This window comes from Moritella sp. 28, from assembly GCF_018219435.1.
In the GTDB taxonomy this organism is placed as follows: domain Bacteria; phylum Pseudomonadota; class Gammaproteobacteria; order Enterobacterales; family Moritellaceae; genus Moritella.
In genome coordinates this window covers 2,013,393-2,038,811 of sequence record NZ_CP056121.1, presented here as the reverse complement: position 1 = coordinate 2,038,811, position 25,419 = coordinate 2,013,393, and the positions used below count along the sequence as shown (strand labels likewise).

Sequence of the window (25,419 nt, the reverse complement as noted above, 5' to 3'; positions counted from 1 at the left end):
AACATTCGTATACAATACAGGTCTATTTACAGCCTTAGCTTACTGCAATAACTGACTACGCAATTGATCATGGTAATAAAATACCCGAGTCATGTCTTTCGGATACCAAGATATATTTTCCAGTAGGATCATGCTGGTATCTGATCTTGGGTAATAACTTAACGTCGAAATATAACCCAGAACATAACCGCTGTGACTCCATTCTTGCATCGCTGTTTTGTCTGATAATTGCAGACCAAAACCATAACCTAACTCACCCCAACGGTGTTTTCTGGTCGCCGCTTTAGTGACCATCTGTACATGTGATTGAGCTGATATCAGATCGCTATTATGCAAACACTGATTCCATGCCACTAAATCTTCGGCGGTAGAGATGATACCTGCACTTGGCGCTGAACTAGCAGGCAGGTCCTTAGTCATCGCCACCAGCTCACCCGGTAATTTTTCATGATAACGAAGCGCATTGTTGGTATTACTTGATGGATTGGTATTGTCCATACCACAGTATGCAAACATGTCTGACGCTAACGTTTCATAGTCTTTTCCTGATGTCGTAGCGACCAATTCACCTAACAAGTTATAACCGGTATTTGAATATGCAAACACGTCACCAGGGGCTGTTTTAAGTGGTTTATTCATCGCCACAATACCAGATAAATGATTAAGCAATTGCCTAACTGTAATAACCGCGTCCCACCTTCCTTTTAAGTAGTTAAGATACTGACTAATTGGCGCATCAAGATCGACTCGGCCTTGGTCTACTTCTCTCATAACTAATGCAGCAGTCATTTGCTTACTTAATGATGCGATCACAAAGGGGGTTTGTAATGTAAATGCGGGCGCTGCCGAGTCAGAACTTGCTGACTGAGATGCTGACGTATAACTAAACGTAATGTCATTACCTTTTGCAATAACGGCCACGCCACTAAACACTCGTGGTACATCGGTACTGGTAAATACTGATTTAAATTCAGTGACTTTATTCTGTGCAGCAACGCTTACCATTGGCAACGTCATCGCTAAGCTATACGCCAAACGAGAGACAAGTACATTGGTTTTCATCATTTTATAAATCCATCTATAACGGTGTGGGGAATAATCTAAACGCATTATTTATTGGCGAGACATATAAACAAATTGGTTATCACAGTCATCTATAACAAAGCCAAAACGGGCATATAGCTCACCGACTCGATTACCTTGTAAATGACTTAGCTTACAAGGTAATTGCTTCTCTTTGGCAAGTGTAATTAGCTGTTTTAATACCTTGCTACCAATGCCTTTCCCCTGATGTTCAGGTAATAAGAAAAAGCGACAAAAATGAATATAGTCAGCGTTTATTTCAATCTTATAGCTGCCAACAGCCATACCATCAATACAGATCAACATAGGTTTACCAACCGCCCATTCCTCTGCATGCATTTGTCGCTGTAGTTCTTCATCCCAACCAAAAATAGCGTTAATCGGCCCATATTCAGCGGATTTTTTTAAGTTAAACGCAAAATAATAATCTTGCTCGGTAGCGAGTCTGTATTCAAGGTTCATGGATTGTCTATATTTGAAAATGGTTGAAATAATGGATAGTACCTATAAGTGATTAATATAACAAGATCAATGAGGTGAACAGCGCCGTATCCTATTCTGTATAATCAATCATCATAATAGCGAATAGCGTCTTCCCTCACTACAATTACTAGGAGGCCATCACTTGATAGGTGAAAACAGAAATGCTGATATCTATTTGCATGTGCACATACCAAAGAGATCATGTCGTCGATACCCTGCAGAGTATTGCAGCATTGCGGCTACCCGAACATGTCAACATTGAAATTATCGTGGTTGATAACGATGAGCAAGGCTATGCCGAAAAGCTCGTCAAGGCACAAGCAGCCCTCATGAACATTCCTGTTTTCTATCGCCAAGAAACGGCGAAGAATATCGCGTTAGCACGTAACTGTTCAATAGCTGATACCAAAGGTGAATGGATAGCCTTTATCGATGATGATGAAGTTGCAGATCCCGACTGGTTAGCGCAACTTTTAGCAACGGCGCAGACCTATCAAGCAGATGCCGTTTTCGGTCGTGTTAAATCAACCTACCCGAACCACACACCGCAATGGATAATCGAATCTGGTGTATTTGATAGATCTGCGGTAAGTAATGGCCAAGAAGTCACCAGTGGCGCAACGAATTCAACTTTAATCAGTCAAACCGCAATACAGAAATACCAACTCAAGTTCGATTCTAACTATGGTTTAACTGGCGGTGAGGATGCCGATTTCTTTTATCGACTATATCAGCATGGCGGTAAATTGGTGTGCTCAAGTGAAGCGTATGTCAGTGAAGAAGTGGCAAGTAATCGATTAAACATACATTATTTATTAAAAAGAGCCATCCGAATAGGTGAAACATATACACGCTATCGTATACAGCAAACACCATTAGCAAATAAACTCACTTACTTTAGTGATGTATTAATAAAACTCATTCTATTACTCTTTATCGTGTTAATTAAATTACCTTTTGGCCAATCTAAATATGCAAAACCATTATTACAATTAGTTGATAAATACGGAAAAATGAAAGCATTATTTACCACCGACACCATCAAACTGTACAATTAAAGCAACCTAATCCGATTACGTAAATAGCCTATAGTCGACCTAGCCTCTCATAAACACAAGTCATAAACACAAAAGCAAGTCACTGGTAAAATGACTCGCTTTTGGTATTAACTGCGTCGTATATTAGCGCTATGAACCTAACCTAAATTAGCCCGTTTAATATCACGAGTATCTAATGGTCTATTCTCCAGCACCATCTCGTTAAATCGCTCACGTAATTCACAGCCATCTTTATGACCCTGGATTTCTACATGTTGAAATAAGATCGGGTCGCCTTTTTTAATATCGACTAATAACCTCGCTCCAATCGCTAAACCTAATGGCAATGCACTCTGTTCAACAGAGAACTCAGCGCCAGTCATTTCACCGTAATAATCATACCCTCCAATACAATCTAGTTGGTCTCCTTTTTTTAGGTCTCGCTTCGCACGAGTAATAACGTCAGAAACGGGAGCCCCTAATGGACGAACAATAGATTGATGCTCCACAACGTTAACATATAGCCCATATAAGGCTTCAATACCAGGCATGTGATAAGGTAAATACAACAGATAATTAGGACCATCACCCATTTTATAATAGGAAAGAGAGTGCAATATCTCAGGCTTGTCCGTGGTGATGACAGCAAATACCCCACCACTGGGTTCGACACCGCAGACAACTTCAATAACGCCAGTTCGATTCAAAATACCGCCATCTTTTTTTAGTTGCAGCAAATTGACAATATCTTCAAGCGTCCCCTCCGCAAGATGCATACCAGGGACATCAGCAACCAAACCTGTGGCATTCGAAACAATCGTCATTTCCATCGACATTTTAGAACCATCTGCAAACGAAGTGATCATCGTCGGTTTTTGCCCCGATTTTTCAGCCCAAGGAAGTACAGTTTCTGGAGTGGCAAACGAATCGTGAAAACCTTTAAATTTACCCACTGCGACAATACCAAAGCCCAATACATCCGCGTAATTATAAAGGTGCTTAATTAACCCAGGTTCATCACCCCACATATTACTGTAGATCAGGTCTTTTTCACGGAATAACTCAGCCAAAACAGGCCCAACTAATGCGTCAGTTTCGGCGCTGACAACAAAATGCTTATTAGCAGCTAATGCCGCCAGACCAAGCTCACACCCAAACTCGGTATCACCGGTCAACTCAATTACAATGTCTGCATCACTTCTACAGAACTCTGTAATATCATCAGCAATAATAGATAAAGGTAAGTTGGCATCTTTTAATAACGCAATAATAGGCGCTCGGGTTTTAGAGTAGATCGACACTACATCAATAAAATCAAGTAATGTGATCTGTTGTACCAACCCTTTACTGATATAACCCGCACCAGCAATGGCAACCTTAATGCTCCCATGCTCGATTTTATATGCGTCTAATAGATTTCTATTTATCATTGATGTCTCCCAACAATGGAACGGTTATGCTATTGATTTTTAATCACATGTTGTAATTTACCCCGCCAATCCGACGGTTTAAATATCGGTGATATTTTATGGCAATTTAAAATGCCATTTTCGGCCGCTTGGCAATTGAGGCATATTGTATTATCTAAATACCACGGCACCTTTTCTCTGATACCAGTCTCAAGTGTTTCTTCTGGTTGCCAGCCTAATTCACGTTTAATTTTACTCACATCAATCGTACGTCGAATATCAGATCGCGATAATTTTCCTCAACAAAACGGCAGGGACTCTCTATTAAACGATCAAGATAAGATTCAGCACCGCCAGTCACTAATATCTTCATATTGATGCTACTCATAATTAATGCTTGAAGACCCTTGACGCTGTAACTTTCGCGCGGTAGGTATTCTTGGCTTCAATAAATACTGTAAATTATAAATACAGGCGTCTCGAATATGAAAACGTAATACGCGATTACTGAATACATCATAAATGCCACCAGCACTGCAACGTAGTCCATCAGCACCGACGACGATGTCACTTTCATAATGTACTTTATACCCAAGTTCCCAACACTTATAACAGATATCAGGATCTGCCATAAAGATGAAATAACGATTGTCAAAACCACCTATTCGTTCCCAAACTTCACGACTGATCGCCATGAAAGATCCCTGTATCCAATCCACATTAGCTGGTTTAAAATAGTCAAATTCAGCATATTCGTAATACTCAGCGATCCCTTTCAGGATTGGCCAATTTCTAAGTGAGGTTCTGCGTACCACCTGTGCGATTAAATTAGGAAAACGCCGTACAGTGTCAGGGGTCGAACCATCATCATTAAGTTGTCGAGTACCCACAATGCCGATACCTTTATCACGTTGGTATATAGCAATAATATCAGCCAGTGTCGTAACCGATTTCCATTCAATATCCGGGTTTACAAAAAACAAATAGTCACCCCGGCATAAATCAGCACCTTGGTTAGAACCTCGGATATAACCATTATTGCGTTGATTAAAAATCAAGGTTACATTATCAGTATCTTGATATTGCGACAGTATTTGTTGATTGCCGCTATCCATTGAGTTATCAATAACGATCACTTCTATATCAAAATCACCTTGCTGAATCAGTACCCTTTCGACATTATCTACAACTCGTTCAGCTTTAAAAAAATCAACAATAACAACAGAAATTAATATTTTATTAGCCATAAGAATCTTCCCTTTGCTCAACGAATAGTTTTTTATCGATAACAGAAGCAAACGTATGATTTGTTATATCTATTGCCTTGTCATACCTTGGTATTGAAATTAGCTCTGCCACACTGTATTCAGGTAATAATTCATCGGGATAAACAACTTTCATATTAGGGTTGCATAACTCTTTCGCAATTTGTAATTGGTGATCATCAGAAAACTCGCCAAATCGCGCTAATCTCGGCACAAAGACCACTTGCTTCTGAAAGGTAAGCATGTGATTGATACTGCCAACACCGCAATGACTAATCACCAAACTGCTCTCTTTTACCAAGGCATCCATTTTATCCTTCGGTATCATCGCTGCAATTTCGCCATTAGCGGGCTTTTCTTCAACCTCAAAGCCACCGGTTTGAATAAACCAGCGAACATTAGGATCTTTGTAAATATCAAGCTTGGCCATTGCCTTAATCAAGCGTGGAAAAGGATAAGTATTTGTCCCCATCGTCACTAATACCAATGGTTTTTCAGGCGGCTGTAATGGTGTGATGACCTTGTTTGATTTACCTGCTAAATCAAATGTTTTGCCTTCATATTCCACGTTATATTCTCTAGCTATCCCTTCCCACTGCGACATAAATTCATCGTATAACTTATATTTATGAATAAATTTACCGGTATTAGAGAGCTCAACAACACGAGACAGCGTATCTAAATATACAAATTTTAAAGGTAAGAACTTACACACTAGCGCAAAAGGTAAAACGAGTGGCCCCCCCGTCGTAAATACTATCCGCGGTCTTTCTTTTAAAAGCACATACACGGCATAAAAAATATTTACAAAGTGAATAAACGCATTTTTTTGTGTTGACCACATAGTATAAGTTTTCTTAATTTTATCATCGTTACCGAGTGACATCGTTGTCACTAATACAATGTCCTTAACATGGCTACAAGCGCATAATGCTTGAGTAAGGTGTCCTCCTGCCGATGCAATGACAAGCACTTTTCTATTTGGCATTTCGATACTCCAGATTAAGGCCATCAACTAAACTTTGATAATGATTAACCACCGTTTTCTTCTCGAAAATGTCGAATGCATGTGTTTCAAATGCACACTTAATACGATTTTGAAAAAATTCATGTCGTACGATCAACTCTTCGACTTTGTTCTCTAACTCATCTATATCTTGATTACAAACCTTAATGCCCACATCAATGTCATCCAAATAACCATCAATACCGGTATTGGCGTGATATAAAATAGGTAAACCAGAAAATAGCGCTTCAACAAACACCATGCCAAAAGACTCATTCTTACTCGGTAATAAAAATGCCGCATATTCTGTTAATTTTTGTTGCAGAAGCTTATTATCAATGCAGCCTTTAATCGTAACCTTCTCGCTTAACGACAACGCGTTGATTTTACTCTGCACTATTTTAATCTTGCTTTCAGACCCTGAGCCATATATATCCAGCCTAATATCTGGATATACAACACTAAGTCTAGATATAGCCACCAGTAATGGCATTATTCCTTTTCGTTCATATTGCTCAAAACGAAACACGGTAACAAAGTACGCAGCTCGATTCCTCTTACTGATATCTGCTAGCTGACTCATTTCACAGGGATTAGGGAGTAAACTAGATTGAGCTGCCGATGTATTAATCGTACTTTTCAGCATTTTTTTAATTGGATTTTTCGCCCAAGAACTCACCCAAAATATATGTTCCGCCTCTTCTAAGACCTTTTTCCAACGTGATCGTAAAAAGGATTTACGTTGTAAAATACGTACATCCGTTCCTCCTCTAACGGATAGGAAATACGGAATGCCGATCTGATTCGCGATTGCAGCACCTAACGTGCCATCAATAGCCAATTTATGACCATGAATAAGCTGGTATTTGACCTGCTTCTTTTTGATAAGATTAAAAAGAAGATTACGAGCAAGAAATAAAGATAAAGTCAGCGCTAAACCAAAAGGTAACCCCCAATAATAAACCGAGTATAATTTAGGGTTATGCGAAATAACACGAACCTGCCAAGGCCATGGGGTACGATGAATAACAAATACGGTATTGGAGATGCCAGAGGTGGCGTCTAATAGTGATTTTACAGCAGGCGTGCTTTGATCATTGCGGCCATCGGGGTAATCAGAGTGTATATGTAAAATGTTCATATCATAACAACCTACCAGAACCCGCCGTAAATCAGCAGATAATCACCATTAAACAGGAATTATAGGCGTTAAATTCTAACATTGACCACTTTCTAAATGTAATAGAACATTGAAAATTACTAAGTACATAAAAATAAAGCCAAGTTTTACAGCATGTATTTTAATACAATTAGTAATACTTGGCTTAGATTAAATATTCAAGCTGTTGGGCTTATATTTTGTCGTTAACGCTTATAAACCCTGAGTACTTTTTCTTATAAACCCTGAGTACTGTTTTTATAAACCCTGAGTACTCTTTTTTATAAACCCTGAGTACTGTTTTTATAAACCCTGAGTACTGTTTTTATAAACCCTGAGTACTCTTTTTTATAAACCCTGAGTACTCTTTTTTATAAACCCTGAGTACTCTTTTTTATAAACCCTGAGTACTCTTTTTTATAAACCCTGAGTACTCTTTTTTATAAACCCTGAGTACTCTTTTTTATAAACCCTGAGTACTCTTTTTTATAAACCCTGAGTACTCTTTTTTATAAACCCTGAGTACTCTTTTTTATAAACCCTGAGTATATTGTGCATTAGTTGCCACAGGTACTAAGTTATTTAACGCTACTTTTGACGCGTCATCGCCTGCAAGTAACGCTTCAAAGTGTTTGATTAGCTCGACTTTGTCTTGCTCTTCTTTAGAGCCTGCACCGATGTTAGTGAGATCAATAAAGAATTCATCAAACAGATGAGAGAAGTCATTTACAGCATCAAAGTTTAAGAACTGCTCGTCATTATAAATACTTGGGTAGCCGCCTTTTTGTTTATCAACCGCAAACGAAATACCTTTAACATTGGTAATTGTTGTCGCTTTTTCACATTTCAGCATGCAACCATCTTCAATCGCAGGTTTCTTACAGCCAACCGTTTGTTGGAAGAAACATTGACGACTTGTCATCATCAGAATCGGATGGTAAATACTGTAGAACATTTTAAAGTTCTTTGGACGAGTGATGTTTCTAATTTGACCACGGTTGATCTCGTTAGAAATAAACGCACCAGCACAGTTTAACTCTTCTTTTAGGGTGATTAATGCGTGTGAGTTGGTTGTGTTTAAGAACGGACCAGCAACCCACTCAATACCCATTTCAAATGCTTTATAAGCAATACCAGTGTTGTTCGTCACGATACGCTTAGGTTTCACTTCTTCAAGGATCTTCACTGACTCTAGATAATCTTTACCAATCAGTACCGCTGGGAACCAAGGAATTAAGCGTGGATTTTCTTGCAATAGTTTAATATGTTTAGGGCAGTTCTTTTTCAAGCTCTCTGGGATCTTAAAGTAGATATCAGCATCTGTTACATCAGCAAGGTGTAAATCTTTTACGTTCGCAATAAGCAGTGATAGCTTAGGTGTTTGTTCTATTTTAGGGTGCTTAGGTAATGCAGGTACATCAACGTGTTTAACCACATCACGCGAACCATTCAATAAAAACGCCGCTTGATTTTTCAGTTCCGTTAATTCTTTAAACGGTACTGTTAGATTTGCATCAAAGTTGTCAAAGTTCATTGGCGCAAGATCAAACGTTGCATTATTGAAGCTACGGAAACGTTTCTCAACAGTTTCTGGTGTGATTGAAATTTCATCTGCAATACGTAATAAAGAATCACTTTTCACTTCAAACGACGTATTACCAGCAATAATGTTTACCGTTAACGGGCTATTTTCTTTTGCAGAAAAAGCTAACGTTAAAGCAATCTTATCAATGCTTAGGTCTTTAATCTTTTCTGCTAGCTCAGCACCTAACGCATTTTTATCAGTATAAAGTTCTTGCTTAACATCATGGATTTGTACTACAGAAATAGCATCGCTTTTTTCTACCGCGTAATTCACACTGTTATCACGTGGGTTATCAGTAAACATTCTCTTGTTTAGATCGCCCTGCAAGAATGAGTTAGTGAAGCTACGGTTAAACACTTTATGCAGGTTGCCATCGTCAGCTAATAACTTGCCAGACTCAACAAAATTATTGATCTGTTTACGCCATGTATCTACAACCGTATAAACATAGTGTGCGCCTTTAATACGCCCTTCTACTTTTAATGAATCAACACCAGCATCGACCAGTTGAGGTAAGTCATAGTATGCTGAGTTGTCTTTCAAGTTAAGCGGGAAGCGATGACCTTCTGCAGTCACTTCGTATTCATCACGACATGCTTGACTACAGCGACCACGGTTACCTGAGTTACCCACACTTACTGAGCTTGAGTAACATTGGCCAGAGAACGCGATACATAGTGCACCATGCACGAATACTTCAGTGAGTACATCATGGTCATGCGCAACTGTCGTTAGTTGTTTAATTTCACCAAGGTTCAGCTCACGAGATAAATTAACGCGCGTTGCACCAATTTTCTGTAAGAATAAGATCTGACCTTCGTTATGCGTTGTTAATTGAGTAGAAGCATGAATATCTAACGTTGGAAAATGCTTTTTAACAATATTGAAAACACCTAAGTCTTGCACAATGATGCCATCAATACCACTGTTAACCAGTTTATTAAGCAGGCGCACTAAGCTAACAACTTCGTGTTCTAAGATCACGACGTTAAGGGTTAAAAAGACTTCACAGCTGTGTTCGTGTGCAAGTCGTAATACGCCATTTAGCTCATCAAATGAAAGATTGGACGCACGGTTACGGGCATTGAACATATCCAAACCACAGTAGACAGCATTTGCACCAGCTACAATCGCCGCTTTAATCGCTTCTACATCACCACCCGGTGCCAATAATTCTATTTTTCTACTCATGCGAAATAACCCACTTATTGCTTTTATTGTAATTTTTTGAGGGGGCATTCTACCTGTATATGCAGGTCAATGCTATGAATTCGGGGGTATTGATCTAGATCAAGGTTTCTACATGCTCATTACAGGGCTAAATAGTGCCTATAATGTAGTAAAAATAGCGCAAGGTGAGATTGAGTATTACCACTAACATCCAGGGTATGCTTTTGTACCATTAATTATCGATACCGATAACTAAAATATGGTGAGTTAAGTCATTAACTCACCATCATCGATAAAACTGAACGCAACGCAACTAAAAGCTACTTTGAATCAGGTACTAATTGTTTTACCGCGCTAGGCAATACCGTTACGATCATGCCACGAACAGGATGCCATAATGCTGATAACAGTAATAATGCCGCCCCTATCGCAACACCAGTAATAGCAAAATTAGTACCTACGTCGCCATACATACTCATTAAGCTTGATAATGCATACAATACATATACCAGTGATGACACCATAAAGGCACGGCGGTCGATAATAATAGAAACCAGTGACATCAATAAGTACAAGGCAATAATAATCGCGATACTACTGATACTTTCATCGCCATTCAAAATACCAACACTTAAAAATATCGGGTGAATAATCAAAGGTGCTGATAATAAATGTAACCAGAATGCAGTATCAGTACGGTTAGTAACACGTTCACGATCAGAAGAGTCCCAATACATAGCAAACAAGAAAGTTAAAATACCACAGGTAAATATCACAACCAGTATCCAATCCGTTAATACATTGATCGTTTCAGCCGTCGTAAATGTTGATATGAATGAAGACACGATAAAGCCGATCATTGCAGCAGTACCCGCTGCAATCGTAATTGGCACATTGAAGCGACGCCAGTGACAAAAAGCTGCAATAACAGACGCGCCAGTAGCAACTACCATTGCTTGCTCACCCAGAGGTGCAAATACTTCTATTGATAACTTAAACACACCACCAATAAAGGCGAGTAATAACATAATAGCAGGAAAGGCCATTTTTCTTTTCAGAACAAAGAATTCCGCAAGCGCCCACGATAACGCGGCAAAAGTAGCTAAACCTAAACGCGGATCTATCGATTTAACCACCCACAGTGATGAGAATAATAACAACGCACAAGCAATAACAATAAAAATATCGTTAAACCCACCAATTAAACGGATATTTTCTTCATCTGCAATTGTCACGCGCTTGGATAACAACTGGTCACGTCGAAACTCGTCAACGGACGACGCAGTAAAAATGCCTTTATCTACCGCATTATTAAGGTCTTCATCTGTATACATAGTGGTCCTAAAAGTGTTATTAATGATATATATTACTTATTAAAGTACTAAAGTGTATTGGCTTTGCTTATACGAGACAAGAAATGAATCAAATAATTCCAGAAAACAAGTAGTAAATACAAGTTCCAGCAATCAATTTAGCTAAAGTGTGATGCAAGGTAAAGCGCAGCATATGAATGTAGGCGTATTATCTACTTAATTTATCTAATTTTTGACGAGTATCCTCTTTCGAAAATAATAACTATGGCATGAAATCAGCGAATGTATTCATTAAGTGCCTTTCACGCACTATCACCGTGATACGCTGTTTTACAAGGAGATGTTTTGAACCCACAAGATTATTTTAATCAACTCAATGATGATTATTTAGCACTACACCGCCGTAAAGAAGATCTATTTTGGCAAACTTACATGGGCACCAGCGATGACCATGACGGTTTTGCAGCTGCAGAAGCTAAACTCAGTGCTTTTATCTCAGACCCAAGTCACATTCAAGCAACACGCAGTAACCTTGACGTACTATTACAGCTAACCGATGATGATGAGCTGGTACAAGGACTCAAAGGTTGGTTAGCCTTTTTTGATGCCAATGCAATTGAAAGCGCAGAAGGCAGAGATAAAATGGCCGCCCTCATTCGCAGTGAATCGACGTTATTTTCCAAGCGTCAAGATTACCTAATGTATTGCAATGATGAAAACGGGGATAAGCAGCAAGCATCTTTAACCGTGCTAGCCGCGAATATTCGCACCAGTAATAATGAGAGTGTTCGACAATCAGCACACCAAGCGTTATTAGACCTTGAACAATGGGTGCTAAATAACGGCTACATTGACCTTGTTAAACAACGTAATGACTTTGCTCGTCAGCAAGGCTTCCGTAACTTCTTTGATTACAAAGTCAATAAAACCGAGCAGATGACTCCAGAGCAACTGTTCACTATTTTAGATGACTTTGAATTACGTACACGTGAACAAAACCAAAGCAGTATCCAAAATTTAGCAGATACTAAAGGCGACAGCGCGGTTCAAGGCCATAACTTTAGCTTTATGTATGCTGGCGATGCGGCTCGTCAACTTGACCCTTACGTGCCATTCTCAAAATCATTACGTCGTTGGATTGAATCATTCGGTCGTCTAAATATCGATTATTCACAAGCCGACATGACCCTCGATTTATTAGACCGCCCTGGTAAATATCAAAATGGTTTCTGCCACGGTCCTATTCCGTCGTTTTATGCAGAAGATCAATGGCAAGCCGGTAAAATCAATTTCACCAGTAACGCGAAGCCTGACCAAGTCGGCAGCGGTTATGATGGCATCAATACCTTGTTCCATGAAGGAGGCCATGCGGCTCACTTTGCCAATATTAAACTAAACTCGCCGTGTTTCTCACAAGAGTTTGCACCGACATCAATGGCGTATGCAGAAACGCAATCTATGTTCTGCGATAGCTTGTTAAACGACGGTGACTGGTTAAAGCAATATGCTTATAATGCTGATGGTGAAGTAGTACCAGACGAGGTTATCCAAGCATTGATTGCAGCAACACAACCGTTTAAAGCTTATCAAGAACGCAGTATCTTAGTGGTGCCTTATTTTGAATGGGCAGTGTATAGCGCTGATGAAGACGTGTTAACACCTGAATACATAACAACGCTAGCCCGTGATACTGAACAACGTATTCTTGGCCTAGCAGCAAGTCCACGACCATTACTCGCTGTTCCTCATTTGCTATCGCAAGAAGCCGCTTGTTCTTACCAAGGTTACCTACTTGCGCATATGGCGGTATATCAAACTCGTGCTTACTTTATCGAGAAATTTGGCTACCTAACCGATAATCCAGCAATTGGTCCGTTACTGGCTGAGCATTACTGGAAGCCGGGTAACAGCATTAGTCACGATGCAACCTTACGTAGCTTAACTGGCGAAGGTTTCTCTGCAACTTACCTTGCTGAAACCTGTAATAAAACCAGTGAGCAGGCTTGGCTACAAGAACAAGCAAAAATCGAAGCTGCGCAAAAAAGAACTCGAGTTCAACCAGCTGCATTAAACGCAAAAATCAGTATTGTTGATGGTGCAGAGACGATCGCTGACAATCATATTTCTGATGGTCAATTATGCGATAACTTTGAAACTTATATTACGCAACGTTACGGAAGTGACTGTTAGTTATACCGTGAGGTAATTAAGTATTCTATCCGTCCTCAAACAGGGCGGATAGTCATAACCTAGCATCTTGAAAATAACTAAAATGGCCCACAAACCAAAGCGCGTTTCACACCCGGCGTTAACTTATCAAGCCCATCAATCAATTTCTCACGACCAATCAATACATCGGTAATTTGTCCTGAATAGCGAACTGCTGTTTCACGCATCATGCCCATCATTGGCCAACCCCATAAAGATGAGATCAAAACACCGTCTTGAATAAAATAAGGCTGAGTCAAGAAACTACAGCTAACCACAGGTTCTACCGGACTACGGTTAGTCGCACTCCCCCCCACTAAATCAATAACAACAGAATTGTCAGGTATTAATTCTTTCACATGCTGGCTGCTGATTAAGAAATTCTTGCCTCTAAGCTCAGGTGACTGTTCAGCACCATTAATCACGATATCAGCCCCCTGCAACCAATAACCTATATTATCTTTGGCTGTTTGAGCGCGACCTAATACATGGATATGTTTGACACCTTGTTGATGTAATTCATCTAAAGCACCCTGCCCGACATTACCATAACCAAGGATCACCGCTTTTATACTGGCGACATCCACAGACGGTTTATATTCTTTTAACAATGACAACCCATATCTGGCACCGGCTTGACCTGTTTCGTGCAAACACTGAATACGACGTAAGCCAAATTCGAGTGGTGGATGGCTGTCTCGGTAAGCTGACATTGCTTGTTGTCCATACTCACGTTCAAATTCAGTCACATCAAAAAGATGAGTACCCGCATTGTGTAGCTGTAGCAATATGTCTTGTTGATCGTTAAAAGTCTGACTGTCAAAGAAATACAGCGCATTAGGGCCAACAGCATCGAGTTCATCATATGAAAGTGTCGGTTGAATGACCCGTAATGAACGCGGTGAACGATTTCCAGCTCGCTTGATACCTCCTCGTAATCGTTCACTCCAACCAATAACTCTGACTTGTAAATCACCGATACTTTGCGCATTGATAAAAGGGGTTAATGCGGAATTCATCGCTACACGAGCAAGGATCTTATGATCAGGTTCATACTTAGGTGACTCATGTATTTCTTCCATCGCAATAACGTTAATACGTTTACATTTCAGTAATTCAGCGCGACCTGGGTAGGAATGAAAATGAGCCATGCAGAACAACGTACAGCCTTCACTCATTTGCTCTACAGAAGCGATAGCTGGGCCTTTAAATTTAATAATTAGTGATTTATTCACATAAATTTGTTCCGCAGTTTGCATTATCGCGTTATTTGCTAAATATTCTTCATCACTAAAACCGACACCGTCGCCAGCACCAGTCTCAACATAAACTTTAATACCCGCTTGAACAAGCAGACCTACATCACTCGGTATCAAAGCAACGCGCTTCTCTAGCCCTTCTGGATTCTCAGGAGACTCAATTTCTTTAGCCAGTGCGATGGATGAATAACGTGCTGAATTATCTAACATAAATGTATATTCCCTAATACAACAAAGGAATATTAGTAGCATGAAAAATTAACGACTCAAAAGTCTCAACATCAAAAAACCACAAAAACATATTTATGCAACTTTTAACACTGCAACACAGCAGGAACAACCGAAATACTACCCCTTTAGATGTATTCGCTCTTTTAGGTATTTGATAAATAACTGCGTACGAGTATGTTCATAATCAAGGGTTGGATAATAAGCACACACAGCGCCGTGATCGACCGTTACATCAGGTAATACTCGGACCAGTTCACCCACCTCAATTAAATCTTCAAGCATCTTTTGACTGGCGAGTAAGATACCCATACCGCACTTAGCGCCATAAAATAAAGCCTCAGGGTTGGTGGTGGCAAAATTCCCCCGCAAAGTAATGCGATTACCAGTCGATAGCTTCACGTCTCGTATTGGCCTTTCGCCCCAAATGAGCATGTTATGAGATTCAAGATCATCAATGGTTTCAGGCTTACCATATTCCTCGAGATAGTCTGGTGAGGCAAAAAATTGGGCGTCATTTTTAAACAGCTCAATGGCTTTATAATTATGCGAATTTAGCTGTTCCAAATCACGGCTAATAAAAACATCGACATAAGTCTCGGGCATTTGTCCTGGTGATGTGGTCAGTAATTGTATTTTTATTTTTGGATACATCAGTAAGAAGTCATTTAAGTACTTGATGATAAATTTAGAGCCTACCGCCGTTGTCGCGCCAATCTTTAATATCCCAGTCGGCGTTTGGTTTACCGAACGCGCTTCGTCCACCAGCGACATCCACTGATCAAGTTGTAATCGTGACCGCTGGTAAAATAACTGACCAGCTTCTGTTTGATCAAGCGATCGCGTAGTTCGCTTAAGTAACTGCACACCCACTTTCTCTTCTAACCAGTTTATACGCTTGCTGATTGCAGACCCCGTGGTATTAAGCTGATAAGCAGCACCGTTAAAGCTACCTTCTTCTACCACTTTGATATAAGTACGCACACATATTATCCAGTCCATCACTACCTACCCTTTCGCAATATCGCTATTGAAGTGAACATTCAATCCTAGTAAGACCTAATCTAGCATAAGTGGTCCTATTTATAGTGATAAAAGCTTTAGTTGAAGGAAGTGGGTTATCAAGGCGCGCCCTATACTTTGAATTTGTGATTGTGGGAATTGCGGGGTTAATACGTTTATTTCAGCGCTCTGTGAAAGTAAGAGAAAGTGATCTTAATTATCATCGGCACTGCATGTTAGGGGCAGTACCTATGTATTCGGGCTTAAGAATGTACGAATTTAAATAATAGACTGTTAGCAGGTAAAATATAGTTGGCCAAAATTGAAACGAAGTGATGATGCCAACTATATCTTGTCCTAATTTAGCCGTTTGTTAAATTAATCATTCGCAATACCTTTTATTTTTGCGATATATCCTTGAACCTTATCATCATCAAAAGTGGTCGTGCCATCATTTGTTACCACATAAGGAGTGTGGAATTCATAATTAACTTTTGAACCATTCCGGTATGGAAATACAGATATTTTCACAGAGAATTCTTTACCCTTTTCACCAATAGAAAAAAGCTTACCTTTCTCTATATCATACTTTTTGATATTATCAGACACGTTTTTATACTTTCCCAACAACCTTGTAAAGTTTGCATAAACAGATTCGTCGTTATATTGAACATTCACCTCGCCAGTGTATTTCTTGGTATCCTTAAAGATAGGCGATAACTCCATATTAATTTTCTTAATATCTGAAACTACTTGAGCGTTACTCAATAAAGGGTTTATAGGTATATAAAGTATATCTCTCCCTGGACGTAAGTTTATTTCGCTTGGGGTATATAGAGTTACAAACTTCTTTCCTTGTTTCGATTCGATATCAACTCTGTATTTTGCAACTATCTCAGTTTTGTGAGTTACATTCTCACTGGTATGAAAGTTTCCATTTATATAAGAAAGGTTTATGGTATTACCATCCCGTTCTACACTCAGTCCACTCAACTCATATAGTTCACCTGTTGTATGGGATGTTGATAACGCCCCAATTTTCGATTTTTTTCTTATCTGTTCAATAATCTTATTATATATTTTTTCATCGGAGATCGTTCTACCTGAAGGTAATTTTTCAATAAACACGAACTGTTTCACTTCGGGCTGAATGCTTACTAGCTCAGGCTTAAGCTCCAAAACCGAACATGAACATAAAAAAGCCAACATAAATAAGGCGATTGTTTTTCTAATCATAACGTCCATTTCATTCATCCTTTAATTAATGGAATTTTAAACTATAGTACCGCGCTAAAAAGACTCTTTCTAGTTGCCAAAAGCAACCGACACTAAATGTGTTATAAATTAAATAACCAATAATAACAATGCACTACACGACTTTTAGTATTAAATTTGTATTCCCTATTATTTGGGCATATAAAACACCTGTATTTATACAGAACCGTATAGATAATAACTACATATATAAATCACTTTATAGTTTACATTTTTGTGCGCCACACCACTTAAGTTACCGAGGTTATTTAAAAAAGTAGTAAGGTAGGCTATCCACGAATATCAGCATGGTAACCGACTAAACTACACGAACGACCTAGCCGAAAGGCAAAAATAATAAGGATAATGGCATTAATAACGCAGGTTGGAGAGATTAAATTATGGTGAACACAGGCTAATTAATTGACAAATAGATATAGAACAGTACGTGATTGCGTATACCGTAAATTCTATTTTAGTTAAAGAAAAAGGAAAGTTTTCATGTTCCGCTATGGTGAACTTGAAATCAATCCGGTGTTCCTCAAAAAGAGGTTCTAGCAAAGCAACAAGGTTATGAAGTTGAGTCCTTTTGGTCACCTTTACCTAGAGTGTCACTCATCTTGACCAATAGCCCTTCCAAATTTCCTGTTTTTGATTTAGCAGCGAGGACTATTTTTTTTACCTCGGACTTCACTAAGCGATGTTTTGTTATTTTCAATTTTGGTGTCAAAAACGTTTTAATAATTTTATTTCTTGCTGGTACAGTCACGAATCTTCCGCTGTTGGCCACATTCATGTAAAGATGTAACAAGCTATTATCAATTACATTTTTTAATTCGGTTTTGTCTGACATGTTTAAATCAAATCCCTAATAGGTGTAAGCGTACTGCTAGTGTTCATCTAATGCCCGTTAATCGTTAATTAACGCTTGAACATCTAAACATTTTCATCGCGGCCATGATTCTTAACATATCATCTCCGTCTCTATCAGAGATACTGCCGCCACCGCAATGAAGGTTGGCCCAGTGCCTATCCCTATCCAATTCATTTCTTAATAATTCTTTTTTCTTTTGATTTTGATTTTGATTTTGATTTTGTATTTTCATAACCCATCCGGTTCATCGTCTAAATATAATTTTTAGACCTTTGTATTATTATTTAATGCTGAGAATTTAGTCAAATATGAAAGCTGATTTATCAAAAAGCCCCCAGTACCTACTAATGAGTATTATCGATCAGTGTAGTATACTTTTCAAGAAACATTTGCACTGAACAAAAATTAATTCATATTTTTCTAATACTCAGCTCAAAATCAACCTTAAGCAGTCAACACTGGTCGCCGGATCTAAAATAGTCTTAATACACGATTAATGTTTTGTTGTAAGACATCACTTAACGGACTCATCTAATACCATCAATCTATGCTCTCTTTCTTGCTCTTATTGCTAGCCCTAAGATACCTAAGCCGAAGATAGCTAAACTTGATGGTTCAGGTACCACTGCACCACCTACACCCAGACCAAAAGAGGCCGAATCAAGTAAGTTACCCACAGAGATGCCGCCTACAGCGTAGACAGCGGAGTATGCAAATTTAATGTCGTTACCCAAAGCAAATATCCCTGAACCTGAATTCACTTGCCAAGAATTGATACCCGCATCGAATGTATCGTTGAACAAATCTGTATCATCAGAAGTCCCAAAGGTATTATCAAGACCCAAGTCTGTAATTTGTAAACGCATCGTTTCTAAACCGCCAGTACGACTGCGATGTGCGAATTCCCAACCAATCTCTTTGGTGGCTGCTATACCTGACACTACCTGCGACAAAGTGCCTGCGATATAGGCGTTTAATTCAACAAATTGATTTCCTGTATGCGAAGGAAAACCTAAGAATCCATTTGCCCACACTTCAAATGCACTATCTGTTGTTTCCCATCCTGGCATTGCTGCAGGGGTTACCAGTTGCATCTGACCAGTAATGACAGGCTCCTCAAAGCTGCCATTAATTAATCCCGCATTGACTGAAAAAGCAAATAAAAATGTAAATAATCCGATTAATTTTTTCATTTTATTTTCCTTATATTCATTAAAGACAAATAGCCCAGTTATATCAAAGCAAGAACCTTACCTAAAATGTTAATTTCCTTATAAACATCGAGTTAATATATTTTGTCATTACGTAAAGAATAGCGCCAATCACCTAATGTAAAAAAAGTCGACTGTAGTAGTTCGTTGAGATTGGCCTGCTTAACATGAAGGGATAATTATGTGGAACCAAGATATTGCTCTCAGTTACATTAACCAAATAGGGTTATGATACTTACATCTTCTAAAAGATAAGGGAACAAAATGGCTGACGTAATTGCTTATATAATTATTATCCTAGGTAATCCATTTGCATATAGAATTGGACGCCTAATCATTTCCATTTTAAGTATTGGTAAATTGTCCATTCAACCACTACCAACTAAGTTTCCAGCCAATTTCGTACAAGCCTTTGATGGAGATAAGGTTGTAGAAAACCAAGATAAACAACCCCATTCAGTATCATATGGGATTGCAATTTTAATTGGCTACATTGTAATCGTAACTATATTTGGAACCCTACTATTTTACTCTATCGATGGATTTGTAGAGGTATGATAACCACCCACGTTTTATATGTTTATTATTGCTAATTTTTTCATAATCACTATTTTGTATAAATAGCATAAGATAGCCCTAGCTTATTTGATATAAGACCTAATCGTTTCTCTAGTTTATTTAATCGTTTAGTGTTTTTTATCTTGTTCTCTATTTTCTGGTTTGTTTTAGTTTCATTATTTTCTACTGTTTTATCTATTGTTAATAATGTCATTCCTGTACCCTCGTATTAGTTTGTTGGTATATTTTGTCTATTAAGGAAACTAAAAACCAACGATAAGAACTAACAACTAATATAAGGAAAACTTATAGTAGTTCTGATTGGAAAAAAGAATAGAGAAAAAATATGGATGCCAGACTTAAACATTTAAATGCCTTAAGAACTTTTGAAAGCGCCGCACGTCACCAAAGTTACAGTAAAGCCGCTGAAGAATTATTTGTTTCACAAGCGGCAGTTAGTCAGCAAATTAGACAGTTAGAAAACGCGATAGAGGTTAAGTTGTTTATCCGTACTGGTCGTAAAATGAAGTTAACGCAAAGCGGTGAAAAGCTTTATTGCTCAACTCAACAAGCATTGTCTACCCTAATACAAGGATTTAATGATATTCAATGTGAAGCAATTGAAGGGAATATGACTATTACTTCAACACAGGGCTTTTCATCTTTTTGGCTAATGCCTCGTTTGTATAAGTTCTCGATATTACACCCAGAAATAAGCATTAAGATTGTAAGCTCTAGCGATATTGAAGATTTGCAACAAAATCATATTGATTTAGCTATTCGTTTTAGTGAGAACGAGAACATCAAAATCCCCGACAATTTAACTTATGTTCCATTTGGTCAAGACAATGCATATCCGGTTTGTTCACCAAAACTTGCCAAGCAAATGCAATTAAAAGAGCCTAAAGATATTTTAAATTGCTGGTTAATCAAAATAACAAAAGCAAGCATTGACTGGCCTGATTGGTTTGTCGAAGCTAAAATTAAGGATTTTCAGAAACATAAAATGTGGAGCGAAGTATCATCTAGTGACTTGGCGTTAAATGCGGTATTAGCTGGTCATGGTGTAGCACTCACATCAAAGGCACTCTTTTCACAATATTTAGAAAATGGGTTGCTTGTTATGCCTTTTGATATAAAACATCCTACCGTATGTTACCGTTTTCTTATTTTTGATCCAAATTCAGCCAAAAGAGCAAGAATTAAAGTATTTACTGACTGGATAAAACAAGAAATGGCGGATTATGAGCAAGGCTAACCACTATAGAATTAAACCACATCAAGCTCCCATATGAAGGACTTTATCCCTAAATCCAAAAAGCCTCTAGTTAAGAGGCCTTTCGAATTTTTATCTACTTGGATTTTCAAGCATCGCGTATTTTAACTTTTCACTTAAATCAACGGATGTACGTTTCTTCTTAAACATTTTAAATAAGAATGACATTATAACCCCTTACCTCTAGTACTTTCGATATGAAAGTACTAAATAAAACATATAAAACATAGCTTTACTGTGTAACCATTTGTAAGGAATGGCTAAATGAGCGACGAAGGAGCTGAAAATTTGTAGCCAATTGGTACCCTGTTAGGTGAAAGTTACGCTTAAAACCTTTTGTCTAGCGCAACAACCTGAAATTCGTCTTCGTAAAATACTTTGAATAATCTTTGGCACTTTAAAACCCGAACTTGTATTCCATGTTCCTTCAAAATTGTGATCAAGTTATACATCTGAGATACGAAAATTTGTGCTGTAACTTTGAACCATGAAATAGCATCTTCAGGCCAATTCCTTGATGTCCATGGAGGGCAAGGCAGTTCATGATTAAATTTTTCAAATATTGCCACAACCAGTTCCTCCTCATATGGCGCGAGTAAACCCTCTTCTCTTAGATGCTCAACTTCAGTAAAAGGGCCATGCATTTCCCTTGGGTCTTCGCTTTCGGTTCCAACAGCAAAACGGATATACATAGTATGTTTTCCTCACTTAACACCCAAATAATGGGAAAATATCAGTTGGTTCAAATAAGCGACGAAGGAGCAAACACCAACTGTTTTTTGTCCTGTTTTAATAACTTGTTATGAGTTACTTGCACGTTTCAGGTAACTCAAATGAATATTCTTTTACTTCACTAATGTGTATTAATCCATCGTAGTCATCAGCAAACCCATCTACCACTTCATCAAGTAAATGGCCTCTAAATTTGAGATACATTCCTTGATAAGGCTTTGTGCGATTCTTTTTGTAGTGCTCCTGCATATCAATCCCGGCCCAATTAAAGCTGACCCAGTATGATGGTTTCCCTCCACATAAAGTGAAGCTATTTACCTCTGGGCCCCAGTAATATTTACCTTCATATATCTTGTCGTAGTCCGCCGATGAAGAAAATGCGGAGAATGCAATAACTGCAATGCAGATGATTATTTTCATATAATACTCATGAGCATAATGACTTGCATGAGTAAACATAACATAGTTTTTATTGGCATGGACACACACAAATTATTTATTGAGCTCGCTTATATTGAGGATGTGCGGTGCGTCGGTTAGAATCAAAATATTTAATACCGCTATGTGCGTTATCAACTATATATTCAGATAGACCACTCAAGGACGATTTCATCTCGAAATAAAAAATCACGAGTAAGGGATTAACAGTTACAAATACTTACAAATAAAACATTTTTATTACAATTAATTTTTGTTTTAATAATTACTTATTTGCTTAGACCTTAGCACTATTTCACGATGCTAATTATCCAAAGAAGCCTCCATGCCTTTCCATTTCTATGCATTATTGGCTATTTTTATGATCGTAACTCCATATGTATTTTTTATTAAAAGTATTAAAACCAATAACCTCTCTTCAGCGAAGGATGTAGCAGAGTAATGCTAGTGGTATATCGGATTTGACAACAAATTAGAGGCTTAATACCACTACGCATACTATATGAGATAAGAAGCAAGAACCGTTAAAAATTAGTATTCGAAAAGATATATTAGAAAGTACAGATTCAGAAGATGAAAAGAAGGGTTAAATGACAATTTATAAAATAAATTATATCTGCTTTATCGTTATTTTTTTATATGTGGGTCAGGTATCAGCAAATACAAATAAAACTATTACATGGTACAAACCAGAATTCCCACCTTTAAGCATTGTTCATGGACCTTATTCTGGAAAAGGATATTCAGACCAGATTGAAAGTTACCTGATTAATCGAATGGAAGATTTTGACTCTCAGGTACTAATCTCACCGTTTAAACGCACGTTGCGTGATATGAAAAAGGGGTTAAATGCTTGTTCAGTTACTTTACTTAAAACTCCTGAACGTGAAAAATTTATTATTTTTAGCAAACCTGCACGACTGCTGTTACCCAACAGTCTTGTCGTACGTAAAAATGATTTACCAAAATTTAATGATTTTAAAGATAAATTAGGACGTGTATCCCTTGAAAAAATAATTCAATCTGGCGGGATGCGTCTTGGCTATTCAAATGGTCGTTCTTATACCAAACCGATCGATGCTCTTCTAGATAAATATAAAGGATCTGAGAGCATGATCGAAAGGGTCGGTAATGAAGGTCCAAAAGGCTTATTGAGAATGTTAATTAAAGGGAATATAGACGCCATGTTTGCTCAACCTGTTGAAAGTCAATTCCATGGGCGCGCCATCGGTGTATCTGATGATATAGCCCAACTGCCAATCAGTGAAATTAAAGATTATACGATCGGTTATATTGGCTGCTCTAAGACACCTTGGGGTGAGGCTGTTATAAAAAAGATTAACACTTTGCTGGTTAAAGCGGTAAAACGCGATGACTTTAGAAGTTTCTATGAATATTTTTTGGATGACGATTCAAAAATACGTTACCGAAAATTTTATAGTGATTTTTTAAACTCAGATAAAATTAACCTACCAACATGAAATTAAGATTACGAGACCACATTTGGTTTAATCAAACGATCTACACGCTTTCCGTCACCTTCATTTTAGGACTGTTCTTTGCCTCTGCAACCATTACGCTTGATCTGCTTGACGAACAAGTGAGCACTAGAAAACATGCAGAAAAAATGGTTAATGCAATGCGCTACCAAGCGGCTCAGGCCGTGTTTAATATTGATCCATTATTGGCAGAAAAGGTAGCGAAAGGTTTATCTGAATATGAGTTATTTCAACATGTGTATATTATTGATGATTTAGGTACATACCTTTATAAAATCGAACGAGCCCCCTACCAATCATATTTATCAGGGCTTTCAGAGCTGCTATTCAATTGTGACACTCCAATTGTCGTACCACTCACCTATCCGGGAAGCAAAATTGAGATAGGAAATATTGAAGTGCACTTGGATAATTACCTTGTTGCCGAAAAATTTTTTCAACGAGCTTTTCGTACTATTATCGGAAGTTTATTTCAAAATATGATTCTTAGTATCTGCTTATTGATTCTATTTTATTATACCTTGACCCGTCCATTAATGAATTTAGGTTGCCAAGTCAACGAAATAGATCCGAATAACCCAACTAAAAAATTAGTAGTTGGTAATTTGCATAGTAAAAACGAGCTGGGTGTAATCACTAGTTTGTTGAACCAGTTATTAGTACGTCTAAAAGATGTGCAAAACAAACACAAGCGTGCAGAACAAGAGCTAATTAATCAAAATGACACACTAGATTTTATGGTCAAAGAGCGTACTGTAGAATTACGAGATATGAATAATAAACTAAATTTATTGGCAACAACCGATCCTTTAACTGGTCTTTACAATAGACGCTTTCTTTTTGAAATAGGTACAAAAAGACTTCATCAAATGCAACGTGATCAACACTCTGTCGCAGTCATGATGTGCGACATCGATCACTTTAAACAGGTGAATGACAATTTTGGGCATGCTATGGGAGATAAAGTATTACAGGGCGTTGCTGAGTGTTTTTCATCGATTATCCGCAAAGATGATATTTTAGCTCGTTATGGTGGTGAGGAATTCGTTATTCTGTTAAGTGAAATATCACCTAAAGATGCTCAAGCATTGGGTGAGCGCCTATGCCGTAACCTTAACGATATGGTATTTACCCATGCAGATAAAAGCGTGAAAATATCCGTCAGCATTGGTTTATCCGTAGCCCCTATTCATTGCAATTATGACATAAATGCCTTAATTAATACCGCTGATATGGCACTTTATAAAGCTAAAGAACTTGGACGTAATCGTTTGGAAATCGCTAATTAGTCTCTGTTAGGTTCAGCTGCTGTCATGGTAAATTACCTGACATGTCTAGCAGGGACCGCATATTAACGATTTCATTTAAGA

24 protein-coding genes and 1 pseudogene are annotated in these 25,419 nt (G+C 38.1%); 6 read left to right on the top strand and 19 right to left on the bottom strand.

The features are described 5' to 3' along the window. Nucleotides 1-39: 39 nt before the first annotated feature. The gene (locus HWV02_RS09085; RefSeq protein WP_211690280.1) at nt 40-1,065 is read right to left on the bottom strand and encodes a serine hydrolase; all 1,026 of its coding nucleotides are present in this window, start codon (nt 1,063-1,065) and stop codon (nt 40-42) included. 48 nt (nt 1,066-1,113) lie between these two features. Continuing rightward, nucleotides 1,114-1,545: a GNAT family N-acetyltransferase gene (locus HWV02_RS09080; protein ID WP_211690278.1), complete on the bottom strand. Its 432-nt coding sequence runs from the start codon at nt 1,543-1,545 to the stop codon at nt 1,114-1,116. A gap of 182 nt (nt 1,546-1,727) precedes the next feature. Between HWV02_RS09080 and HWV02_RS09075 the strand changes: the two genes are divergently transcribed. Next, complete coding sequence (locus HWV02_RS09075; RefSeq protein WP_255547135.1) at nt 1,728-2,624, top strand: glycosyltransferase family 2 protein; 897 nt, start codon at nt 1,728-1,730, stop codon at nt 2,622-2,624. Between the two features lie 137 nt (nt 2,625-2,761). Here the strand turns inward: HWV02_RS09075 and HWV02_RS09070 are convergent, their stop codons facing one another. From HWV02_RS09070 to HWV02_RS09035, 8 genes and pseudogenes are all read right to left on the bottom strand, one after another. Further along, nucleotides 2,762-4,033 (bottom strand): SAF domain-containing protein, encoded by a 1,272-nt coding sequence (locus HWV02_RS09070; protein ID WP_211690277.1) that lies wholly within the window; start codon nt 4,031-4,033, stop codon nt 2,762-2,764. A 29-nt stretch (nt 4,034-4,062) separates the two neighbouring features. After that, a pseudogene (locus HWV02_RS22815) lies at nt 4,063-4,293 on the bottom strand (hypothetical protein); the annotation flags it as partial. Further along, nucleotides 4,269-4,400 (bottom strand): hypothetical protein, encoded by a 132-nt coding sequence (locus HWV02_RS22810; RefSeq protein ID WP_255550631.1) that lies wholly within the window; start codon nt 4,398-4,400, stop codon nt 4,269-4,271. The pseudogene HWV02_RS22815 and the gene HWV02_RS22810, both read right to left, overlap by 25 nt. Further along, a complete protein-coding gene (locus HWV02_RS09055; RefSeq protein WP_211690275.1) occupies nt 4,393-5,259 on the bottom strand; it encodes a glycosyltransferase in 867 nt (288 codons plus the stop codon). The genes HWV02_RS22810 and HWV02_RS09055 overlap by 8 nt, the downstream gene beginning before the upstream one ends. After that, entirely contained in the window at nt 5,252-6,265 is a 1,014-nt protein-coding gene (locus HWV02_RS09050; RefSeq protein ID WP_211679362.1) for a glycosyltransferase, read from the bottom strand. Before HWV02_RS09050 ends, HWV02_RS09055 begins: the two co-directional genes overlap by 8 nt. Next, on the bottom strand, nt 6,255-7,424 hold the full coding sequence (locus tag HWV02_RS09045; protein ID WP_211690273.1) for a glycosyltransferase: 1,170 nt from the start codon (nt 7,422-7,424) through the stop codon (nt 6,255-6,257). Before HWV02_RS09045 ends, HWV02_RS09050 begins: the two co-directional genes overlap by 11 nt. Before the next feature lie 550 nt (nt 7,425-7,974). Next, nucleotides 7,975-10,218 carry a peptidase U32 family protein gene (locus HWV02_RS09040; protein WP_211690271.1) on the bottom strand — a complete coding sequence of 748 codons (2,244 nt, stop codon included), beginning with the start codon at nt 10,216-10,218 and terminating at the stop codon, nt 7,975-7,977. 299 nt (nt 10,219-10,517) lie between these two features. Beyond that, entirely contained in the window at nt 10,518-11,531 is a 1,014-nt protein-coding gene (locus HWV02_RS09035) for a hypothetical protein (protein WP_211679357.1), read from the bottom strand. Nucleotides 11,532-11,855: 324 nt separating this feature from the next. Here HWV02_RS09035 and HWV02_RS09030 point away from each other — a divergent pair, with 324 nt between their 5' ends. After that, nucleotides 11,856-13,700, top strand: coding sequence for a M3 family metallopeptidase (locus HWV02_RS09030; protein WP_211690269.1), 1,845 nt, complete (start codon nt 11,856-11,858; stop codon nt 13,698-13,700). Nucleotides 13,701-13,777: 77 nt separating this feature from the next. On the opposite strand, the gene HWV02_RS09025 is transcribed toward HWV02_RS09030, so the two are convergent. From HWV02_RS09025 to HWV02_RS09000, 6 genes are all read right to left on the bottom strand, one after another. After that, entirely contained in the window at nt 13,778-15,187 is a 1,410-nt protein-coding gene (locus HWV02_RS09025; RefSeq protein ID WP_211690267.1) for an alanine dehydrogenase, read from the bottom strand. 138 nt (nt 15,188-15,325) lie between these two features. Next, on the bottom strand, nt 15,326-16,207 hold the full coding sequence (locus HWV02_RS09020; protein ID WP_255550630.1) for a LysR family transcriptional regulator: 882 nt from the start codon (nt 16,205-16,207) through the stop codon (nt 15,326-15,328). Between the two features lie 378 nt (nt 16,208-16,585). Continuing rightward, nucleotides 16,586-17,452 carry a hypothetical protein gene (locus HWV02_RS09015; RefSeq protein WP_211690264.1) on the bottom strand — a complete coding sequence of 289 codons (867 nt, stop codon included), beginning with the start codon at nt 17,450-17,452 and terminating at the stop codon, nt 16,586-16,588. A 580-nt stretch (nt 17,453-18,032) separates the two neighbouring features. Continuing rightward, on the bottom strand, nt 18,033-18,314 hold the full coding sequence (locus HWV02_RS09010; protein WP_211690262.1) for a DUF2913 family protein: 282 nt from the start codon (nt 18,312-18,314) through the stop codon (nt 18,033-18,035). Nucleotides 18,315-18,378: 64 nt separating this feature from the next. Continuing rightward, complete coding sequence (locus tag HWV02_RS09005) at nt 18,379-18,567, bottom strand: hypothetical protein (RefSeq protein ID WP_211690260.1); 189 nt, start codon at nt 18,565-18,567, stop codon at nt 18,379-18,381. Between the two features lie 313 nt (nt 18,568-18,880). Further along, entirely contained in the window at nt 18,881-19,528 is a 648-nt protein-coding gene (locus tag HWV02_RS09000) for a PEP-CTERM sorting domain-containing protein (protein WP_211690258.1), read from the bottom strand. A 282-nt stretch (nt 19,529-19,810) separates the two neighbouring features. Here HWV02_RS09000 and HWV02_RS08995 point away from each other — a divergent pair, with 282 nt between their 5' ends. Continuing rightward, nucleotides 19,811-20,104 carry a hypothetical protein gene (locus HWV02_RS08995; RefSeq protein ID WP_211690256.1) on the top strand — a complete coding sequence of 98 codons (294 nt, stop codon included), beginning with the start codon at nt 19,811-19,813 and terminating at the stop codon, nt 20,102-20,104. 49 nt (nt 20,105-20,153) lie between these two features. On the opposite strand, the gene HWV02_RS08990 is transcribed toward HWV02_RS08995, so the two are convergent. Beyond that, nucleotides 20,154-20,318, bottom strand: coding sequence for a hypothetical protein (locus HWV02_RS08990; RefSeq protein ID WP_211675002.1), 165 nt, complete (start codon nt 20,316-20,318; stop codon nt 20,154-20,156). 132 nt (nt 20,319-20,450) lie between these two features. Here HWV02_RS08990 and HWV02_RS08985 point away from each other — a divergent pair, with 132 nt between their 5' ends. Beyond that, nucleotides 20,451-21,362, top strand: a complete 912-nt coding sequence (locus HWV02_RS08985; RefSeq protein ID WP_211690254.1) for a LysR substrate-binding domain-containing protein — start codon at nt 20,451-20,453, stop codon at nt 21,360-21,362. A gap of 344 nt (nt 21,363-21,706) precedes the next feature. On the opposite strand, the gene HWV02_RS08980 is transcribed toward HWV02_RS08985, so the two are convergent. Both HWV02_RS08980 and HWV02_RS08975 read right to left on the bottom strand, forming a co-directional pair. Next, nucleotides 21,707-22,072 carry a hypothetical protein gene (locus HWV02_RS08980; RefSeq protein ID WP_211690252.1) on the bottom strand — a complete coding sequence of 122 codons (366 nt, stop codon included), beginning with the start codon at nt 22,070-22,072 and terminating at the stop codon, nt 21,707-21,709. Nucleotides 22,073-22,187: 115 nt separating this feature from the next. Beyond that, entirely contained in the window at nt 22,188-22,532 is a 345-nt protein-coding gene (locus HWV02_RS08975; protein ID WP_211690251.1) for a hypothetical protein, read from the bottom strand. Nucleotides 22,533-23,140: 608 nt separating this feature from the next. On the opposite strand from HWV02_RS08975, the gene HWV02_RS08970 reads away from it, so the two are divergent. Both HWV02_RS08970 and HWV02_RS08965 read left to right on the top strand, forming a co-directional pair. Continuing rightward, on the top strand, nt 23,141-24,031 hold the full coding sequence (locus tag HWV02_RS08970) for a TIGR02285 family protein (RefSeq protein ID WP_211679350.1): 891 nt from the start codon (nt 23,141-23,143) through the stop codon (nt 24,029-24,031). Further along, complete coding sequence (locus HWV02_RS08965; RefSeq protein ID WP_211690249.1) at nt 24,028-25,338, top strand: GGDEF domain-containing protein; 1,311 nt, start codon at nt 24,028-24,030, stop codon at nt 25,336-25,338. Before HWV02_RS08970 ends, HWV02_RS08965 begins: the two co-directional genes overlap by 4 nt. Nucleotides 25,339-25,419 lie beyond the last annotated feature (81 nt).

Bases quoted from the DNA above. Each gene is read 5' to 3' on its own strand.
- HWV02_RS09035 (WP_211679357.1), bottom strand. From the start codon at position 11,531: ATGTATACAGATGAAGACCTTAATAATGCGGTAGATAAAGGCATTTTT.
- HWV02_RS09075 (WP_255547135.1), top strand. From the start codon at position 1,728: ATGCTGATATCTATTTGCATGTGCACATACCAAAGAGATCATGTCGTC.
- HWV02_RS09000 (WP_211690258.1), bottom strand. From the start codon at position 19,528: ATGAAAAAATTAATCGGATTATTTACATTTTTATTTGCTTTTTCAGTC.
- HWV02_RS22810 (WP_255550631.1), bottom strand. From the start codon at position 4,400: ATGAGTAGCATCAATATGAAGATATTAGTGACTGGCGGTGCTGAATCT.
- HWV02_RS08990 (WP_211675002.1), bottom strand. From the start codon at position 20,318: ATGACATTATTAACAATAGATAAAACAGTAGAAAATAATGAAACTAAA.
- HWV02_RS09070 (WP_211690277.1), bottom strand. From the start codon at position 4,033: ATGATAAATAGAAATCTATTAGACGCATATAAAATCGAGCATGGGAGC.
- HWV02_RS09045 (WP_211690273.1), bottom strand. From the start codon at position 7,424: ATGAACATTTTACATATACACTCTGATTACCCCGATGGCCGCAATGAT.
- HWV02_RS09025 (WP_211690267.1), bottom strand. From the start codon at position 15,187: ATGTTAGATAATTCAGCACGTTATTCATCCATCGCACTGGCTAAAGAA.
- HWV02_RS09080 (WP_211690278.1), bottom strand. From the start codon at position 1,545: ATGAACCTTGAATACAGACTCGCTACCGAGCAAGATTATTATTTTGCG.
- HWV02_RS09085 (WP_211690280.1), bottom strand. From the start codon at position 1,065: ATGATGAAAACCAATGTACTTGTCTCTCGTTTGGCGTATAGCTTAGCG.
- HWV02_RS08975 (WP_211690251.1), bottom strand. From the start codon at position 22,532: ATGAAAATAATCATCTGCATTGCAGTTATTGCATTCTCCGCATTTTCT.
- HWV02_RS08985 (WP_211690254.1), top strand. From the start codon at position 20,451: ATGGATGCCAGACTTAAACATTTAAATGCCTTAAGAACTTTTGAAAGC.
- HWV02_RS08980 (WP_211690252.1), bottom strand. From the start codon at position 22,072: ATGTATATCCGTTTTGCTGTTGGAACCGAAAGCGAAGACCCAAGGGAA.
- HWV02_RS09005 (WP_211690260.1), bottom strand. From the start codon at position 18,567: ATGAAAATACAAAATCAAAATCAAAATCAAAATCAAAAGAAAAAAGAA.
- HWV02_RS08995 (WP_211690256.1), top strand. From the start codon at position 19,811: ATGGCTGACGTAATTGCTTATATAATTATTATCCTAGGTAATCCATTT.
- HWV02_RS09055 (WP_211690275.1), bottom strand. From the start codon at position 5,259: ATGGCTAATAAAATATTAATTTCTGTTGTTATTGTTGATTTTTTTAAA.
- HWV02_RS09015 (WP_211690264.1), bottom strand. From the start codon at position 17,452: ATGGACGTTATGATTAGAAAAACAATCGCCTTATTTATGTTGGCTTTT.
- HWV02_RS08970 (WP_211679350.1), top strand. From the start codon at position 23,141: ATGACAATTTATAAAATAAATTATATCTGCTTTATCGTTATTTTTTTA.
- HWV02_RS09050 (WP_211679362.1), bottom strand. From the start codon at position 6,265: ATGCCAAATAGAAAAGTGCTTGTCATTGCATCGGCAGGAGGACACCTT.
- HWV02_RS08965 (WP_211690249.1), top strand. From the start codon at position 24,028: ATGAAATTAAGATTACGAGACCACATTTGGTTTAATCAAACGATCTAC.
- HWV02_RS09020 (WP_255550630.1), bottom strand. From the start codon at position 16,207: ATGGACTGGATAATATGTGTGCGTACTTATATCAAAGTGGTAGAAGAA.
- HWV02_RS09040 (WP_211690271.1), bottom strand. From the start codon at position 10,218: ATGAGTAGAAAAATAGAATTATTGGCACCGGGTGGTGATGTAGAAGCG.
- HWV02_RS09010 (WP_211690262.1), bottom strand. From the start codon at position 18,314: ATGTCAGACAAAACCGAATTAAAAAATGTAATTGATAATAGCTTGTTA.